Annotated in this window: 17 protein-coding genes; 5 read left to right on the top strand and 12 right to left on the bottom strand. The window is 62.7% G+C overall.

All coding sequences use genetic code 11. From position 1 onward, the window contains the following. Positions 1–10 precede the first annotated feature (10 nt). Positions 11–973, top strand: a complete 963-nt coding sequence (locus AC1Q80_RS21560) for an AraC family transcriptional regulator (protein WP_492361778.1) — start codon at positions 11–13, stop codon at positions 971–973. 19 nt (positions 974–992) lie between these two features. Here AC1Q80_RS21560 and AC1Q80_RS21565 read toward each other — a convergent pair whose 3' ends face one another. The 3 genes from AC1Q80_RS21565 to AC1Q80_RS21575 are packed head-to-tail and all read right to left on the bottom strand — an operon-like array spanning position 993 to position 2,976. Further along, positions 993–1,382, bottom strand: a complete 390-nt coding sequence (locus tag AC1Q80_RS21565; protein ID WP_492361779.1) for a nuclear transport factor 2 family protein — start codon at positions 1,380–1,382, stop codon at positions 993–995. 11 nt (positions 1,383–1,393) lie between these two features. After that, positions 1,394–2,173: a MoaF C-terminal domain-containing protein gene (locus AC1Q80_RS21570; protein ID WP_492361780.1), complete on the bottom strand. Its 780-nt coding sequence runs from the start codon at positions 2,171–2,173 to the stop codon at positions 1,394–1,396. Positions 2,174–2,187: 14 nt separating this feature from the next. After that, entirely contained in the window at positions 2,188–2,976 is a 789-nt protein-coding gene (locus tag AC1Q80_RS21575; protein WP_492361781.1) for an SDR family NAD(P)-dependent oxidoreductase, read from the bottom strand. A 458-nt stretch (positions 2,977–3,434) separates the two neighbouring features. Here AC1Q80_RS21575 and AC1Q80_RS21580 point away from each other — a divergent pair, with 458 nt between their 5' ends. Next, a complete protein-coding gene (locus AC1Q80_RS21580; RefSeq protein ID WP_492361782.1) occupies positions 3,435–3,758 on the top strand; it encodes a hypothetical protein in 324 nt (107 codons plus the stop codon). A gap of 148 nt (positions 3,759–3,906) precedes the next feature. After that, positions 3,907–4,467, top strand: a complete 561-nt coding sequence (locus tag AC1Q80_RS21585; protein ID WP_173423356.1) for a type 1 glutamine amidotransferase domain-containing protein — start codon at positions 3,907–3,909, stop codon at positions 4,465–4,467. 98 nt (positions 4,468–4,565) lie between these two features. Here AC1Q80_RS21585 and AC1Q80_RS21590 read toward each other — a convergent pair whose 3' ends face one another. The 5 genes from AC1Q80_RS21590 to AC1Q80_RS21610 all read right to left on the bottom strand — a co-directional run bounded on the left by AC1Q80_RS21590 (position 4,566) and on the right by AC1Q80_RS21610 (position 10,163). Further along, positions 4,566–5,573: an alpha/beta hydrolase gene (locus AC1Q80_RS21590; RefSeq protein ID WP_492361783.1), complete on the bottom strand. Its 1,008-nt coding sequence runs from the start codon at positions 5,571–5,573 to the stop codon at positions 4,566–4,568. A 143-nt stretch (positions 5,574–5,716) separates the two neighbouring features. After that, positions 5,717–6,526, bottom strand: a complete 810-nt coding sequence (locus AC1Q80_RS21595; protein ID WP_492361784.1) for an alpha/beta fold hydrolase — start codon at positions 6,524–6,526, stop codon at positions 5,717–5,719. Positions 6,527–6,706: 180 nt separating this feature from the next. Further along, positions 6,707–8,380: a flotillin family protein gene (locus AC1Q80_RS21600; RefSeq protein ID WP_492361785.1), complete on the bottom strand. Its 1,674-nt coding sequence runs from the start codon at positions 8,378–8,380 to the stop codon at positions 6,707–6,709. Next, positions 8,377–9,024, bottom strand: a complete 648-nt coding sequence (locus AC1Q80_RS21605) for an OB-fold-containig protein (RefSeq protein WP_492361786.1) — start codon at positions 9,022–9,024, stop codon at positions 8,377–8,379. Before AC1Q80_RS21605 ends, AC1Q80_RS21600 begins: the two co-directional genes overlap by 4 nt. Positions 9,025–9,029: 5 nt before the next feature. Further along, on the bottom strand, positions 9,030–10,163 hold the full coding sequence (locus AC1Q80_RS21610) for a PspA/IM30 family protein (protein WP_492361787.1): 1,134 nt from the start codon (positions 10,161–10,163) through the stop codon (positions 9,030–9,032). Positions 10,164–10,420: 257 nt separating this feature from the next. Between AC1Q80_RS21610 and AC1Q80_RS21615 the strand changes: the two genes are divergently transcribed. Continuing rightward, a complete protein-coding gene (locus AC1Q80_RS21615; protein WP_492361788.1) occupies positions 10,421–11,890 on the top strand; it encodes a sensor domain-containing diguanylate cyclase in 1,470 nt (489 codons plus the stop codon). A gap of 232 nt (positions 11,891–12,122) precedes the next feature. On the opposite strand, the gene AC1Q80_RS21620 is transcribed toward AC1Q80_RS21615, so the two are convergent. The 4 genes from AC1Q80_RS21620 to AC1Q80_RS21635 are packed head-to-tail and all read right to left on the bottom strand — an operon-like array spanning position 12,123 to position 16,758. Beyond that, complete coding sequence (locus tag AC1Q80_RS21620) at positions 12,123–12,368, bottom strand: hypothetical protein (protein ID WP_492361789.1); 246 nt, start codon at positions 12,366–12,368, stop codon at positions 12,123–12,125. 10 nt (positions 12,369–12,378) lie between these two features. Continuing rightward, positions 12,379–13,599, bottom strand: a complete 1,221-nt coding sequence (locus AC1Q80_RS21625; RefSeq protein ID WP_492361790.1) for an aminomethyl transferase family protein — start codon at positions 13,597–13,599, stop codon at positions 12,379–12,381. Beyond that, positions 13,596–15,152, bottom strand: a complete 1,557-nt coding sequence (locus AC1Q80_RS21630) for a phytoene desaturase family protein (protein ID WP_492361791.1) — start codon at positions 15,150–15,152, stop codon at positions 13,596–13,598. Before AC1Q80_RS21630 ends, AC1Q80_RS21625 begins: the two co-directional genes overlap by 4 nt. Beyond that, a complete protein-coding gene (locus AC1Q80_RS21635) occupies positions 15,139–16,758 on the bottom strand; it encodes a phytoene desaturase family protein (protein ID WP_492361792.1) in 1,620 nt (539 codons plus the stop codon). Before AC1Q80_RS21635 ends, AC1Q80_RS21630 begins: the two co-directional genes overlap by 14 nt. Positions 16,759–16,904: 146 nt before the next feature. Here AC1Q80_RS21635 and AC1Q80_RS21640 point away from each other — a divergent pair, with 146 nt between their 5' ends. Then, the gene (locus AC1Q80_RS21640) at positions 16,905–17,714 is read left to right on the top strand and encodes a class I SAM-dependent methyltransferase (RefSeq protein WP_173423346.1); all 810 of its coding nucleotides are present in this window, start codon (positions 16,905–16,907) and stop codon (positions 17,712–17,714) included. The last annotated feature ends 10 nt before the right edge of the window (positions 17,715–17,724 follow it).

The raw sequence follows: 17,724 nt of genomic DNA on the forward strand, positions 1-17,724 counted from the left end.
GGGAGATGTCATGCCAGCCTCCGCTCGAGGATCCCTAGAAACTGCCAGAGGACGCGACCTTGCAGGTGTCGCCCGCACCTTGTTCGGCAATGTTCGCCTCGACTTTGCCGGCGGCAATGAGGAGAAGAGCACGCTCGTATCGGCAATGCTCGGCAACTGTCGGCTGACGCGGCTGGAGGCTGACATCCATACGGTCATCGGCGATCGTGTGGTCCATGGATCCAGCAATCCCGATGCAATCAAGCTGATCATCCAGACGCACGGCCGCTCGTCTCTGCTTCAAAGTGAACGCACCGCGGCGGTCGGCGCGGAGGCCGTCGTGATCTACGATCCGAGCCGGCCCTATGTCTTGAGCAACAGAACGCCCGTGCGGCTACTGCTTCTTCAGTTGCCGCGCCAAGCGCTTTCGCCTGCTGCAATCGCAAGGCTGAAGGAGCCCTTCGTCGCGCCGCAAGCGCATGCCGGCATGCAACGCATCCTGCTGTCGCTGATGGATTCAACGATCCGGGAGATTGCACAACTGGACGATGCGGCCCGCGCAAGCGTTGGCCAGACAATGGTCGAGCTCGTTCGAACCATGGTTGGCGGTGATCCGTCGGGCGAGGCCCCGGGCGAGCATTCGCTCGGCCTGCTGCGGCGCCGAGCAAAGGACTTCATCGCCGACAACATCGCGCGGCCCGACCTCGATGTCGGCGTGATCGCGCGGCGCATGGGCTGTTCGTCGCGCTATATCTATCGCGCTTTCGAGGCAGAGGGCATCACGCCGGCAGACTATATCTGGACGCTCAGGCTGGACGAAGCGGCAATACGTCTGCGTGATGCTAGGGGCTATCCGGGTGAAATATCCCAGATCGCCTTTGGCCTCGGCTTTTCATCCAGCGCGCATTTTTCGCGTGCCTTTCGCAGCCGCTATGCGCACTCGCCATCGCAATGGCGGAAAGGCCCGCTCTCACGGGAAATGCGGCCTCGCTGAACGCGAAGCCGCCTGTCGCTTAGTGCATTGCTTCAACCACTCTCAGCGTATCGGTAAACTGCTCGAAGCGCCGGATCTTGTCATCTGCGACGCCCCAGACATGCACGACCCGCGCCCGGAAGGCTTTGCCGGTTTTCCTGTTGGTTCCGGCGTAGTCGCCGACGGCGACGACATCATTGCCGGCGTCGAGCAGCCGTTCCAGCGTGAAGCTGTAGCCGTCGAAATCCTTGCCCAGCGCCACGAAGACGTTTTCGAGGATCGCTTCCGGCCCCACATAGGTGCCGGCGCAGGGGAACCCGTCCATCTCCGTCCACCGGCAGTCCGCAGCGATATCGCAGAGCATACCGTCGATGTCGCGCCGGTCATTGGCGTCGTAGTGCGCCTTGACGATGTCGTAGGGTGTTCGCATGTTCTCGCCTTTCACACTGGTTCCTGACCGGGCAGGTAGTAGGTCATTGATGCCTTGCGAATGAAGGCGCCGGCGGGGCTGTTTTGTATCCGGCCGTCGCCAGTGATGCCCAGGAACTTGCCGGTCGAGCGCATGTCCTTGAAATTGTAGAAGAAGGTGGAGGCGACCGCGATCTTGAACTCGCGAAAGGTGAAGATGTACTGGTCGTCGTCGAACTTGTAGTTGGTCGTCAGGTCGACGTCGCCATGGCCGCGCTGGACGCCGACGAGGCATTGCCACGCATAACGCTGCGAAGACAGGTAGGTGTGCTCGTAGACATGGTTCGGGCTGTAGGTGAAATGCGCCCGCAGACCAACGAGGTCACGGCTCTCTACCGGTGCCGGCCCGCTCAACTCGCCACCTTCGATCCGGCCTGCCCGGAAGATCTGCGCGACCTGCGGTTCGCCGGCGAACTGGTCCTTTTCGCGGACGATGGAGTAGATTGACAGCGCCCGTCGGCTCGCAACATTGAGAACCAGCGTCTCGGCTTCCTTGGGACGGTTCTTGAAGATGATCTCGACGAAATAGGTGCTTGCGGCGACCTCGACGACGTCGACCTTGTCGGTGCCGTTTTCCTTGCCGTCCGACCAATCGACGCTGCCCTTGGCAAAAGTCAGCTCCAGCCTCCGGCCGTCGTCAAAGGCGAGCGTCTGGGTCGATCCGGTCAGGGCGTCGCTCGCCGGCAGGCGATTGGTATCGATGCCATAGGCAAACTGATCGTAGGTTTTCCAGTCTTTCGGATTCTGGTTCATGTCGTCTTCTCCTCCTATTCTGCAAATGCAAGTGTGGGCAGGTCGACGGTGCCGGCACCGCCATCTACCGTCAGGACGGCGCCATTGATCATCGAGGCTTCCGCGGACGCCAGGAAGCAGACGGCATTGGCGACGTCATCGGCTGTTGCCGGCCGGCCAAGCGGCACGTCCTTGGTGACAAGCGCGTAGGCTTCCTCGATGCTCTTCAGCTTGAACTTCTCGACGATGAATTCCATCTGCTCGTCGGCCATCGCGGTCGTGACCCAGCCGGGGCAGATCGTGTTGGTGCGGACGCCGCGGCGGCCATAGTCGCGCGCCAGCGATTTTGCCAAGCCCATACAGCCGTGTTTCATGGTGACGTAGCCGGCCGCATCGGGTCCTGCGAACAGTCCAGCGATCGACGCGAGAACGACGATGTTACCTTTGCTCTCGATAAGATGCGGAAGGGATTCCCGCGCGCTGACGAAGGCCGTGTTAAGGTTCAGGCGGACGGCGAGATCCCAGGTTTCATCCGACATGCCGATCGTCGGCCCGACGCCATGACCGCCGGCATTCGCGATGAGAATGTCCAATCCGCCGAGCGTTTCGGCGACCCTTGCCACGGCAGCCTTCATGCTGGCGCTGTCGGCCGCATCCGCTACGACGACCGTTGCCCCGATCTCGTCGGCCACATCGCGCAGAGGCTCCGGCCGTCGGCCGACGAGCGCGACATTTCCCCCGTCCGCGCGGATGCGGCGCGCAACTGCCGCACCAATTCCGGTTCCGCCACCCGTAATCAGGGCGGTCTTGTTCTTGAAGCGCATGATGTCTCCTCTCATCGGTGAAAGGCATGATCGCAAACGCGTCCGCCGCCGTCGCGTCCAGCTGTGAAATCAGTTTTGACTGAGCGTGCACAGCTTCTGCCGGTTCTCAGAGCAATCAACGGAAGAAGTGGAAAGAGTCCTTGAAATCCGGACGCGCTCAACTATCTACGCATCACTACCCGTATCGATGGCTTCCTGCAGCGGCGACAGCCGCGCGTTCGAAGCTGTCCGGGTCAAAAAGGGCGCTCCTCGTCAAGGGTTGAGCGCCCTTTTTATTTGCGCATCCGCTGAAGGTGATGGAACAAACGCGCTTCAGCGGCATTGTGAATTAAAGGAGGCCTGCGATGTCACTCCGTCACCCCAAAACCAGCCGCTCTTCGGCGATCCTTTCAGCATCCGCTCAATGGCCCCGACATGCTGCAGCGGCGCAGGCACGCCGCGCGTGGCTGGATGTGCTCATGGGGCGACCAGAGCAGGAAGATCGCGTATCGCGCGAAGCTCAGGTGGCCGATGCGGGCGATGGCCGGATTGTCAGCTTCGGCATCGACGATGACGAAACCGAGACGACGAGCCGGCAGCCGCGCCCTCACGATTACAGTGCGGCGGCATCCGTGAACCGGCCGACCGCGTTGGCGGCAACCGCCGACATCGATGCTTCCGGCGGAGCGTTGTGGAACGCGGTCCTGGGAGGCGACACCTCGCATGGCATGCAGCGCTTCGTCAGGCTTATCGCCCTTTTCATCCTTCTTTCAGGATCGGTGTTCTGGCTGCTGACGCCGTGAGGGCGTTTGTCGAAGGATGGACTTTCGAGACGTCGTTGCTGGCTACCGGCGCATGATGCGCTTTACGGCGGCGCAAACGTGGCGAGGGAACCATTCCAACTGCAGCCGGTTCTCCCTGCTTGCTCACAAACCGGGAAAGGACTTGGCCATGCCATCGATCGACACCGCCAGAATTCTCATTCTTGCAACCGACGGCTATGAGCGTTCGGAGTTGCGGGTGCCGCGCGACGAACTGTCGAAGCGCGGCGCCACGGTGACCATAGCATCGCCGGAAAAACGTGCCATCAAGGGCTGGGACAAGGGTGATTGGAGCGACACCGTCGATGTCGACCTCACGGCGAAGGACGTGTTTGTTCGCGACTTCGATGCGCTTGTACTGCCCGGTGGCCAGATCAATCCCGATATCCTGCGGAAGGATGCTGACGCCATGCGGGTCGTCACCGATTTCGTGCAATCGGGCAAGGTGGTGGCGGCGATCTGCCATGCGCCCTGGCTGCTGGTGGAGGCCGACGCATTGAAAGGGCGCAAGGCAACCTCCTATGCCTCGATCCGCAAGGATGTCGAGAATGCCGGCGCACAGTGGGTCGATGCCAAGGTCGTCAACGACCACGGCATCATCACCTCCCGCTCCCCCGACGATCTCGACGCCTTCGTTGCCAAGATCGTCGAGGAGATCGAAGAGGGACGCCACGACCGGCGTGCGGCCTGAGATTGGAGCAGAGGGATGACTTCATCAAGCATCCCTCATTGCCATCTGGCAAGACATCACGACCGGCAACGCCTGCCGGTCGTGCCCCCTGATCCTTGTTACTGCAGCGCCTTGGCGAGGAAGGGCAGGCTGACATCCATGCGGTAATCGACCGAATTGTGGTTGTCCTCGAACTCTTCATAGGTATGTTCGACGCCGAGTTCCTTCAGCGTCCGGTGGATGCGGCGATTGCCGTAAAGCAGGTTGTACTGATCCACGGTGCCGCAATCCATGTAGAAGGCCTTGAGCTTGGCGATGTTGTGACCATGGGTTTTCGCCAGTTCGACGGGATCGCAGGCCATCCAGTTTTTCCACCGATCCTTTATCAACTCGCAGGTTTCCAGATCGACCGGAAGCCGCAGCCCCTTGAAAACGTCAAGGTCAGGATCAGGGTCGTAGCTCGCCGCCTGGGCAAGAACGAGCAGGACGGGAATGTCCTCGTCGGCATGCTTCTGCCGCTTCTCGTAGGCCCGAAACCAGTTTTCGATCGACAGACCATGCCGCGCGAGAGCGCGCAAAACCATGGGGAAATCGGCCGCCATCAGATCGAAGCCTGCGTCGCCCGAATGGCTTGCGGCCGCAGCCCAGATGTCCGGCCGCCGGAAGGCATGGGAGAAGGCGCCATAGCCACCCGAACTTTTGCCGAAGACGCCGCGCCGCCCGGTGCCGCCGCAACCAAAGCGCGTTTCGACGGCCGGAAGCATCTCGTCGATGAGGAAATCCTCCCAGCGGCCGACGGCTGTGCTGTTGACATATTGGTTGCCGCCGAGCGAGGTGAAACAATCGGGAAAGGCGACGGCCACCGGCGGCATCTCACCTGTCGCAATGAGCCGGTCCAAGCGTTCCGGCACGTTCTCGAAGAAGGGCTTCCATGCCGTATGCAAAGGCCCGCCCGCCGTGAAGCCGACGAGGTCGACGAGCAGCGGCAGGCCGGTACCGACGTGGTTTGCGGGGACATAGACATCGACGTGGCGCCGTGTCGGGTCCCCGAGCCTGTTGCTTTTGAGAACATCGCTGTCGATGCTGAGACGGGAAACCGTACCCCTGGGGTAATCGGACTTCTGCATTTTTTCCTCCTGATCGCCCATCGGTTGTATCGCACGTAACCGACACCGGCCACCGGTTTCGGTGGGTTGAGGACGTGCTTTCCGAAAACCGGGTCGGAAATCAACAGCCGGCCGGCAGAGTTCTCGCGACCGAACAGCCAGCGTTAGCGCAGCACGCCGCTCAAGAAGGCGAGCACCGCATCATCGAAGACATCGGGCCTTTGCAACGGCGCAAAATGGCTGAGGCCGGGAAGGATGCTAAGGGTTGCGTCAGGCAGCGTCTCGGCGAGATATGCCATGTGCTCCTGCCTGATGAATTCGTCATGTTCGCCAAGGACGACGGCAACGGGCACGGAGATCGCCGCAAGCTCGGCTGCCGACAGGTTCGGTTGCGTGCGCTGCATTGCTTCCACCGCTGCCGAGAGCGCTTCGAAATCACCGGGTGTCGTCGAGCGTGCGGCATAATCCTTCTGGTGCTGCTGCCAGATGCGGCCGATCACAGGCGTGAACTCGAACGGCCTGGTACCCGAGTTGTCGACATTGCAGGCGAAGAAGAAAACACCGGCAACACGCTCGGGCGTTTCCTGGGCGAGGATCAGGCCGGTATCGGCGCCATCGCTCCAGCCGATGATCGCAGCCTTGTGGATCTGCAGTCGATCCATCACGGCGCGGGTGTCTGCTGCCATCAGCTGGTAGCTGTAATCACGTGCATCCCGTGTACTGCGGCGGCCGTGGCCGCGGCTGTCGATGACGACGGCGCGGTAGCCGGCGTCGACGATTGCCGGCACCTGATAGCCCCAGTTGCCGCCGTTTCCCATGCCGCCGTGCAAGAGGATCACCGCCGGCCCGGAACCGTGGCTCGCATACCACATGCGCGCGCCCTGGTTTTCGACGAAACCCTGCTCATCTGGCGCGGGAAGCGGCGGGATGCCGTGGCTTTCGAGATAGGTCAGATCATCGTCGCGGAAGGCCATGGGCATTTCCTTTCCCGAACCCGTGAACGCCATGAGATAAGCGACACCACGATTGCCGCAAGGGTTGCCGCGTCCCTGTCGGCTAGCTTGGTCCAGAAGGGACAGGGCGATGCGTTGACGCGAGATTGCCTGGAAACGATGGTGCCGGCCACCATGAAGTGGCCGGCGCGTTTGCGAAGCTCAGTCCCTTTCCAGTTCTTCCGGCCCTTTGCCGTTCAGATTGGCAAGCAGGGAAGAGACGGCATTGTCGCCTTCGAACCCGGCTTCCTTCATCAGGCGGTCGAGGATCGGCTTGTTGGCCTGATACGCGAGCAACTGCCCGGCAAGGCCTTCGCCCATGCCGATGCCATTGGTGCCGCCCGCACCGCCAGCGCCGCCGCGACCCAGCATGCCGCCGGTGTCGAAGATGCGAATGTCGGAGATCTTCTCGATCGGCTTGACGGCTTCGGCCAAGGCTTCGGGGATGATGCGGATGCGCTCGCGCAGGATCTCGAACTCGATGATGGCGGCGCTCAGCTTGTTGCGTGCCTCGTTGAGCAAGGCTTCGCTCTCTGCCGCCGCCTTGCCTGTCTCGAGCACGCCCTTGGCCTTGATGATGGCAGCTTCGGCCTCGGCGGTGGCAAGCGTCTTGATCGCGTCCGCCTGGTCGAGGGCCGCCTGCTTTTCGGCCTCCGCACCAACGGTCACGGCCGTTGCTTCCGTCTCGGCGGTCTTGCGGGCGTCGATAACGGCGATCTGGCGTTCGCGCTCGGCAATCTCGACGGCCTTGGCTGTGCCGACCTTTTCTTCTGCGGCGATTGCAAGCGCGCGTGCCGTTTCGGCCTTGGCCTTGGCCTCGGATTCCTCACGGCTCTTGTTGGCAACGGCAATCGCGCTTTCCTGGGCGACGATCTGCAGGTCGCGCTTGGCTTCAGTGTCGCGCTGCTGGACCGTCCGGGTTGCCTCGATGTTGGCGCTTTCGCGCACCTGCTTGGCGGCGGCCTCGCGCTCGGCGATTGCCTGTTCGGTCGCGATGCGGGCCTCTTCTTCGGCGCGCTTGGCAGCCTGTTCCTGCTGCGCCGTTTCGGCGCGGGTCGCGGCAGACTTGTTGGCGATATCGCGTTCCTGGTTCAACTCGGCTTCACGTTTGGTCCTTTCGATCGCCAGCGACTGCTGGCGGGCCTCGAGATCCTTCTGTGCAATGGCGACTTCGGTGTCGCGCACGATCTCGTTGCGCTCCTTCTTGCGGCCCTCGGTAATGCGCGTCAGCGCGGCAAGACCATGGGCGTCGAAGAAGTTGTTGGCGTTGAAGTGCTTGATGTCGGTCTGGTCAAGCCGCGTCAGCGACACGGATTCCAGTTCGAGACCGTTCGATTGCAGGTCGGCGCCGACAGCTTCCTGCACTGCCTTGACGAAATCCATGCGCTGCTCCTGCAGCGCGTCGAGGCTCATGGTGGCAGCCACGGAGCGCAGGCCGTCGACGAACTTCGCCTCGATCAGCACACGCAGTTGCTCGGCATCGTTGGTGCGGTCGCCGAGCGTCTGGGCGGCAAGCGCGATCGAGGAGGCGTCCGGCTTCACGCGGACGTAGAATTCGGCGCCGATATCGACGCGCATGCGGTCCTTTGTGATCAGCGCGTCGCCTTCGCCGCGGCGAACTTCGAGACGCAGCGTCTTCAGATTGACCCGGGCGATCGAGTGGAAGATCGGCAGGACGATTGAGCCGCCGTCGAGCACGACCTTCTGGCCGCCGAGGCCGGTGCGCACATAGGCTTCGTCGCGGCTCGATCGCGTATAGAGCGATGCGAGCACAAAGCCGATGCCGAGGATCAGGACGACGCCGATGCCGGCGGGCAGGAGAAGATCAAAGATCATTGTTGCTCCGTGGAGGTGGTGTTTAGCGTAGAGATGAGGTCTGCCGGCGCGGGAATGGCGATGAAGACATCCTTGGCGCGGTCGACGATGAGGATTTGTGTGCCGATGGTGATGGCGGGTTCACCCTTGGCTGCTTTGGCGCGCAGGTTGTGCCAGTTGCCGTGTTTGTCCTTGAGACGAACACGTCCCGGCAGGCCCTGATCGAGCGGGCCGACTGAGACTTCGGCGGTCCGGCCGACGAATTCCTTGAGGTCGACGACGTAGGTCTCGTCGCGTGGCACAATCCGCGCGACCGCGCGGCTCGACGCCCTGACCGTGGGCAGGCTCAAGAGCAGTGCGGGCACGCTGGCAACCAGAGCCGGCAGCGGCAGCCAGACGCTGTGGGCGATACTCTGGATGACGAACCCGGTCATCGAGAACAGAGCCAGCAGCAGCATGATGAAGATCAGGATCGGGACGCCGCCGACATTCAGCCAGGAGAGCAGCCCCGCCAGAGCGTTGTGCTCGTCCAGCCCGGCCTTGTCGATCACCTCGCCGAGCGAGAAGCCGACGAGCAGGCACAGCATCTCGATCGCGGTCAAGGCCGCAAGCATGATGGCGGCAATGGCAAAGGGCAGGCATTCAGGAGCGAAGAAAAGCTCCATCGGCGTTAGTCCTTTCCGGCCTTGAATTTCGCCAGCCGCGCTTCGATCGCCTGTTCACGGTGCAGCCGGTCGAGCTCATCGAGTTCGGCGCTTGTGGCATTGTTGCCGGCGGGAACGCCGGTAACGCGGGAGACGGCGGCGGCAGCCCGGGCCGCACCATCGGCCGGATTGGCGCGTGCACGGGCCGTTGCCGGCTCATCCGGGTATTGCGCCAGGCTCCGCTTCAGGTCGCCAAGTCTCGCTTCGGCCTCGCGGCGTGTTGCAAGCACGGCCTGCAGCGCCTGCTGGCCTTCGTCAAGGTAGCTGCGGGCATCGGCTAGCGCCTTGTCGAGAGCGGAAACCTGCGATTCCAGATCGATCTGGCGGGCGATACCGGCCTTGGCGAGATCATCGCGACCGGCGGATACCGCCGTCAGGATCTTTTCTTCGAGCATAGTCAGGTCGGACGCGATTTCTTCACGTCGGCTTTGGATGCGGTACTCCTCGGCGCGCGCTTTGCCGATGTCGGCTTTCGCTTCTTCGGCCGCGGCATCGATTTCGCGCAATGCTTGTTCGACGACGGCCACCTTGTTGGTGCCTTCCGCCTTGTCGACGGCGGCGTTGGCAAGACCGGCGATCAGCCGCCCCATGCGCGAAAGAATGCCTTCGTTCATCATCATGTCTTCCTCCGTTCGATCCGTGTGCGGCGTGACGCCGATGTGAATTTCATAGCCGCCGGCATCGGCGACGAGCTCGGCCGAAAAAATGTTGGGCGTACCGCGTGAGTAGCCCGCCACATCAAAGGGGATGGCGACACGGCCGCGCACCGTTGCGACGGTGAGGGCGGCCGGGCCCTTGATCGCAAACAATTTTTCGTCGAGCGGCAGCCGCAGGGGCTCGCTCGGCCGCCCGCGGTTCGACGCGAAATCGCGCAGGCCCAGCGTCACGAAACGGGCGGGCAGGCCGGTCCGATCCCTGACGGTCTCGTAGGCAAGCTCGTGCAGGGTCACGAGATTGGCCCCGCCTTTTTCCACCGTCAGCTCATCGAGCAGCGCAAGCATCTTCGCATAGGCGGCAAATGTCTCCTCCAGCGCGTGCCGGGCCTCGCCGTCCGGCACCAGGCGATAGCGGAGGGTTGCCGTGTGGGTCGTCTGTATCATGGATCTGATGTAAAGCACCGATTTGGTGCTTTCAAGATCATGTTGACCACAGGTTGCAAATATTTCCACCAGTTGGTGTGTCGCGGTCGGCCGTGCAAGCGATCGTCCCATCGCCCGCCTCGTGGGCGCTGGCGTGTCACCTGCCGTGATTGCGATCCGCTGTTGAGGATTTACGTATCGTTACTTAAAGAGGGTTAGGTTGCCCAAAGGCGCCGCGCCTTGCATGCCCTCTCTCCGCCAACCGAGATGGAACAATAATGACAGGTTCTTCCGACACCAACATTTTTGATCTGGCGCCGATCGCGATGTGGATCGAGGATTTCAGTGGGGTCAAGGCGCAGTTCGATCGCTGGCGGGCCGAGGGTGTGGTGGATCTCCGTGCCTATCTTAGAGAGGATCTGACGCGTGTCGCCGCGTGCTCCGGCCAAATTCGTGTTCTCCAGGTCAACCGCCGGACACTGGAACTGTTCGAAGCGCGCGATCTCGATCATCTTCAGGCGAACCTTTCGAAAGTCTTTCGCGACGACATGCTCGAAAGCCATGTCAACGAGCTTGCCGAATTGTGGGAGGGCAAGACCGAGTTCAGCAGCAGTGCCGTCAACTACACGCTGACGGGACGCCGGCTCGACATCCAGCTGCGCGGCTCGGTACTGCCGGGATACGAGGATACGCTGGGGCGGCTGCTTCTGACGACGGAAGACGTGACCGCGCGCGAAGAAGCCCGGCGCAACGAACGGGCCAACCGACAGTATGCGGAAGGCATCTTCGAGCATTCGCCGGTGTCGCTGTGGGTCGAGGACTTCAGCCGCATCAAGCTGCTGCTCGAGGATGTCCGTGAACGCGGCATCGTCGATTTCCGCGTCTTCACCGACGTTCATCCGGAATTCGTGCGCCAATGCATGAGCGAGATCCGGGTCATCGACATCAACCAGGCGACGCTCGACCTGTTTTGTGCACCGGACCGGAACACCCTGCTACAGCATCTCGGCGACATCTTCCGCAACGAGATGGAGAAGCATTTCAAGGAGCAGCTGATCGAGCTGTGGAACGGCAATCTTCTTCATCACCGCGAGGTGGTGAACTATGCGCTCGATGGGTCGGAGCGCCACGTCCTTTTGCAATTCTCCGTGCTTCCCGGCCATGAAGACGACTGGTCGCTGGTCCAGGTGGCGTTGACCGATATCACCGCGCGCAAGAAGGCGGAGGCCTATCTCGAATATCTCGGCAAGCACGACGTGCTGACGAAGCTGCACAACCGCGCCTTCTACACCGACGAGCTGAACCGGCTGGAGCGCAAGTCGTTGCGCCCGGTTTCGGCCATCGTCGTCGACCTTGATGGTCTCAAGGCGGCGAATGACCAGCTTGGGCACGATGCCGGCGATGCCCTCCTGCGCCGTCTCGGCGAAGTGCTGAACGGCGCGGTGTCGCAGCCCAACCATGCTGCCCGCATCGGCGGCGACGAATTTGCCATCCTGATGCCAGGCGCCGACCGCCAGGCGGTGGCGACCATGGTCGAGACCATCAGCGAATTGTTGAAGATCAACAACCAGTTCTATTCCAACGCGCCTCTCAGCATATCGCTCGGCACTGCGACCAGCGAAACCGGGGAAACCATGGAAGCCCTGGTCAAGCGCGCGGACCTCAGCATGTACGAGCAGAAGCGGGCACGCTACGCTGCGCAGGAGAGCCGCAACGCTCAAGGCGGCAAGGCCGCCTCGGCGGCATAGGCGCGGCGTGGTCGATGCCCGGCGCAATCCGCGCGGGCAGGCGGCCCATCGCCCAGAACGTGCCGGCGGCGGACCGAACGCCGGCTTTTGCGACATGATTCAAGGCGGCGGCGCCTTCACGGCCAGGCGCTCCATCACTGCCCGGCGGCCAGCAACATGTCCAGCGCCCCGATTGCGCCGCCAGCCTGCGATGCTGTCGCGCGATACCTGGCGCACCAGGCAAGCAGCCGCCTCACGGCCGGTCCGATTCCGTCTCCATCCTCGAAATCCAGTCGGCCCCGAGGTGATGGCTCTTAAGCACGGAAACCGGATCCTCGGCGTCCAGCCGCGAGCAGATGCGATAGATCTCCAGCGTTTCCGCATTCATCTGGCCGCGCTGGTAGAAGAACATGGCAGCCGCATAGCGCGTGCGTCCGGACCATTCGATGCCGGGCGGAGTTCGGATCAGCGCCCAATGACGCCTCGTTTCGTCGTCCATCACGACACCCCTAGAAACGTCCCGGGGGCGTCGCCGAGCGGCGGTCGAGCTTGACGAACGGCCGTGACACCAAGCGGGCGCGCTTCATCAGCTTCTGATACTGAAGTTCCCGCATGGCGTAGATCTCCACCCAGAGATTGTCGGTGACGCTCGCCCCGTAAGGTCGCCAAAGCGTGGCGATTGCGATGTTGCGCTTGGCGAGCGGAGACCAGATGGCGGCCGTCACCAGCCCCACTTCCTTCTTGCCGCGATGATAGACGATGGCGCCTTCGGCGGGAATGTTGCCCTCGATCTCGAGGCCGACCAGCACATGTTTGAACGTGCCTTTCGTCCGCGCCTTCAGGATTGCATCGCGACCGTTGAAATACGGCTTTTGCGGATCGACGAGCCAGTCGAGGCCGATCTCGTCGGGCAACCGTTCGCGATCGGCACGAAGAGCGGCCTCGGCGGTGATGAAATCCGCATTGGCAACGATGAAGCCCGCCTCGATGCGGGCGCGGTTGAGCGCGTCGTAACCGATTGCTTTCAGGCCGAAGCCGCTGCCGGCCGTCCAGAGCCGATCCCAGAGGCTGAGCGCCGCCTTCGCCGGGGCGAAGAGCTCGTAGCCAAGGTCGCCGGTAAAGCCGGTGCGCGAGATCGTCACGCTGCCGTCGGCATGCGGGAACTCGGCCAACTGAAACGGCTTCAGCGTCTCGACGCCAGCAAAGCCGGCGGCTTCGAGCACCGCAAAGGCGGTCGGTCCCTGCAGCGCGACGGCGGCGATCTCTGCAGTCTCCTCGCTGATTTCGACCGAGAACCCGCCGGCGCTGTCGAGCAGCCAGGGCAAATGCCGCTCCTGGCAGCAGAGGCGGAAGTCGTCGGTCGCCAGCCGGAAGAGCGTACCATCGTCGAGCACGTGTCCGTGGTCGTCGCACCAGGCGGTATAATGGACCCGCCCGACGCCGAGCTTGGCGACATCGCGCACCGTAAGGCGGTTCAGGTAGCGCGCGGCATCGCTGCCGCGAATGCGGTACTTCACCATGGGAGAAATATCGAAAAGGGCCGATGTCGAGCGGATGGCGAAATATTCGAGTTCGGTGTCGAAGATCGAATGCGGCGCCTTGTAGCCCGCCCAGCTGTACCAGTCGTTGGTCTCGCTGAGCGCGGCCAGCCGGTCGTGAAAAGGCGTTTCGAGACGCGGCGTCAGGATGTGCCCCTGTTCAGCGCGGTTGAAGGCGGTGAGGTGCATCATGCGCGTTTCTCCGAAAGGATCTGGCGGGCAGCGAGCAGGCCGGGCAGGCCGGAGATGCCGCCACCCGGATGCGAGCCAGCGCTTGCGAGGTAAAGGCCTTCGAGCGGCGTCGCGTAGCCGGCGGCTGCATTGACCGGGCGGTTGATCAGGAGCTGGTCGGCCTGCAATTCGCCGTGGTGCCAGTGCCCGCCCGGCAGGTTGTAGCGTTCTTCCATGTCGGCAGGTGTCAGGAAATGCGTGGCGACGATACTGGCGCCAACCCCCGGGCAATAGCGTTCGAGCGTTTCGAGCACGATCTTCAGGAAGGCGGGCTTGCCCTTTTCCCAACCATCCGCAAGCGCATAGGGCGCAAACTCGACCAGCGCCGAAAGTGTGCAGGCGCCGTCGGGCGCAAGCGTGGGATCGGTCAGGCTCGGAAGCGTTATCTCCATCACCGGATCGGTCGAGAACTGGCCATACTTCGCCGGGTTGAATGCCTGCTCTACGTGATCGATCGATCGGGCGATCACCAGCCTGCCGGCAAGATCGGCGCGCGCCACACCCGGGAAATCGGGGACACGGTCGAGCGCCAGGTCGAGCTTGGCGACATTGCCCCTGGTGCGGATGTTGCCGATGGCGCGGCGGAAGCCGGTGCCGATCTCGGCGGCATCGGTCAGGGCCATGAACGTCGCCTGCGGATGGATGGCGGAGATGATGGCCGGGGCGGTCAGCGTTTCGCCCGTCGACAGCATGATCCCGGTCGCGCGGCCGCGATCGGCGACGATCTTCTCGACGCGCGTGCCGGTCCGGATCGCAACGCCCGCCTTGGTCGCCGCCGCATCGAAGAGGGCGGCGATCGACTGGCCATTGCCCTTCGCCACGACCTGCGCGCCGGTAGCGCCAGCCACTTCGCCGGTCAGGCGATAATAGAGACCAAGCAGCGATGTCGGCGATCGCGGCCCGAGATGAATGCCGAGCGTCGCATCGAAGGCGGCAAGGCCCTTCAGCCGGTCGTCGGTCAGATATTCATCGGCGACATCGGCGACATTCATCAGGAGCATGCGTAGGAAATCGCGGCCTTCCTCGCGCCCCTTGCTCAGGAGATGAAGACCGGCGGTGGCGAAGGACTTGAGATCGTCGAAGGCGATCTCGCCCACTTCGGGCGGGCGACGCTTGAGGAAGCGTTTGAAGATGCCCGCCTGGAACAGGAGCTTGCCGCGAAAATCGGTAAAACGCGCCGCCTCCTCCCGAGAGACCCCGTCGATCGTTTCACCATAGGCGCCACGCAGCACGGCGTGCACACCCGTCGGCGATAGCGCAACGGTCGGGGCGGTCACGTGCGTTGTCGAATGATCAATTTCGAGCGCGGACAACACATCTGCGTCGAGGCGATTGATGATGTGCGCAAGGCCAGGGCTGACGAAGCCTGGATGAAACTCGAAGCTGCGGGCCGCACCGCCGAGCGTGTCGTCCGCTTCGATCACCACGACCTTGCGCCCGGACCGGGCAAGGAGGGTGGCGGCGGTCAGGCCGTTGTGGCCGCCGCCGATGACGATGGCATCAAATGACGTCATGGGCCGAACTCATGTGCGAGGGAGCGTGCCTGAGATCGCGCAGGATCTCGGCGGCGGCGTTGCGGCCGGGGGCGCCCATGACGCCGCCGCCGGGATGGGTCGAGGAGCCGCAGATGTAGAGACCGCGGACCGGGCTTCGATATTGTGCGTATCCGGGGACCGGCCGGTTGAACAGCAACTGGTCGAAGGTCAGTTCGCCCTGGAAGATGTTGCCTTCGGTGAGGCCGACTTCCTGCTCTATCTCGCGCGGCGTGCGCACCTCCATGTGCAGGATGCGTTCGCGGAAGCCGGGCGAATAGTCGGAGATCTGCTTGATCACCGTCTCAGCGAAGGCGTCACGGTCGGCATCGGTCCAGTCGTTGCCTTCGACCTTCGGTGGACAGTATTGCACGAAGCAGGAGACGAAGTGCTTGCCGGGCGGGGCCATCGTCGGGTCGAGCGTCGTCGGGATCATCATGTCGACGAAGGGATCGGCCGACCAGCGCCCGGCCTTCCAGTCGTCATAGCCCTTTTCCATGCGTTCGATCGTGTCTGTGAAGTGCAGGTCGCCGCGAATGCAGGAGGAGCCAGATGGCAAGGCCGGAAACTCCGGCAGGCTGTCGAGGGCGATGTTGAGCTTGCCCGAGGAGCCGCGCATCTTGAAGTGGCGGACACGGTGGACGAAACGCTCCGGCAGCGCGCTCTCGTCGACGAGCTTCAGGAAGGTACGCTTGACGTCGGCATTGGAGACGACAAGCTTGCCGAGGACTTCTTCGCCGTCGGCAAGCACCGCCCCTGTCGCCTTGCCGCGATGGGTCATGATCTTGGCGACATCGGCGCCGGTGCGGATTGTGCCGCCCGATGCCTTGAAGGAGGAGGCGAGGGCCGACGTCACCGCGCCCATGCCGCCGCGGGCATAGCCCCAGGCGCCGACCGACCCGTCGACCTCGCCCATATAGTGATGCAACAGCACATAGGCCGTTCCAGGCGACATCGGCCCAAGCGCCGTTCCGATGATGCCCGAGAGCGCCAGATAGGCTTTCACCACGTCGGTCTCGAAATACTCGTCGAGGAAGTCCGAAATCGACATGGTCCAGAAGCGCAAGGTTGCGGCCATTTCTGCCGCAGAGAAGTCACCGAACTTCTTTGCGAGATAGAGCATCTCCTGAAGGTCGCGCGGTTTGAAGCTGAACGGATCCGGTGCCGTGCGCATCAGCAGCGGCTGGATGAACCGGCATTGGCGCGTCACATCCCGTGCATACCGATCATAGGCTTCGGCATCGCGTTTGGAAAAGCGGGCGAATTCGCGGCGGTGGGAGTCATGATCGCGATAGGAGGCGAGGTAGTCGCCATCCCGCGTAAAGACCGCGCCGCCTTCGTAGGAGATGACCTGCAGCCCGTGCTTGGGCAGCTCGAGGTCGCGCATGATCTCGGGCCGGAACAAAGAGCAGACGTAAGAACAGTTCGAATAGAGAAAGCCGGGGGTCAGCTCCCGGCTGGTGGCGGCGCCGCCGACCCAGGCGTTCTTCTCAAGGACGATGACATCCAGTCCCGCCCGTTGGAGATAGCAGGCCGTTACCAGCCCGTTATGGCCGCCTCCGATCATCACCACGTCGTATTTTTTCATGTGGCTCCCCTTGTCGTTGATGAAAAAATGACATGGAAAGCAGAATGTTGTCCATATATTTTGAATGAGTGTTCAGCAAATATGTTGCAATCCCCTGATAACGCGATAGGATTTCTGTAGAGGTGCAACGCCGGATCGGAGGTCCGATGTCGTCGATCGATGGAGAGGTGCAGCCGCTGGCGGAATACGACGATGCGGCCATCCGCTTTCTCGCGGTGCTCTGGGGGGAGGGGTATCTTTCTCCCGGGGGTGCTGGAGAGGTCGATCGCGTTCTCGAAGGGCTGGAGCTTGGCGGCAAACGCGTGCTCGATTTCGGCTGCGGGGCCGGCGGGGCGACGCTGCATATTGCCGAAACCCATGGCCCGGCGCAGGTGACGGGTTTCGATGTCGAGGTGCCGGTAATCGAGCGGGCTCGAGTTGCTGCCGCGCGTTCGGGTTTGACCAATGTCGCCTTCATCCAGTCGGCGCCCGGTCGTTTGCCATTCCCAGATTGCAGTTTCGATGTGGTCTTTTCCAAGGATGCGCTGGTGCATGTCCCGGACAAGGCGGCGATCTTCCGCGAGATCTTCCGTGTGCTTGCGCCCGGCGGGGCCTTTGCTGCCTCCGATTGGCTGATCTCGCATGATGGCGAACCGTCCAGCAACATGAAGGCCTATCTTGCGGCCGAAGGTCTGAGCTTCGGCATGGCCTCGGCTAAGACCTATATAGCAGCGATGACGGCGGCCGGCTTCGACGATGTCGGTTCGCTCAGCCGCAATGCCTGGTACCGGGACGTCGCCCGCAACGAGCTTTCAAGGCTTGAAGGTTCCCTGCGCGCCGAGGCCATCGCCGCCGTCGGCGAAGCCTATGTGGCGAAGAACATCCGGACCTGGACTGCGATGCAGAAGGTGCTTGACAGTGGTGAGCATTGTCCCACTCATCTGCGTGGCATCAAGCCGATGCCGCGCGGAGCATGATATGCACCTG

The organism is Ensifer sp. GW823-FHT05D09, assembly GCF_058795755.1.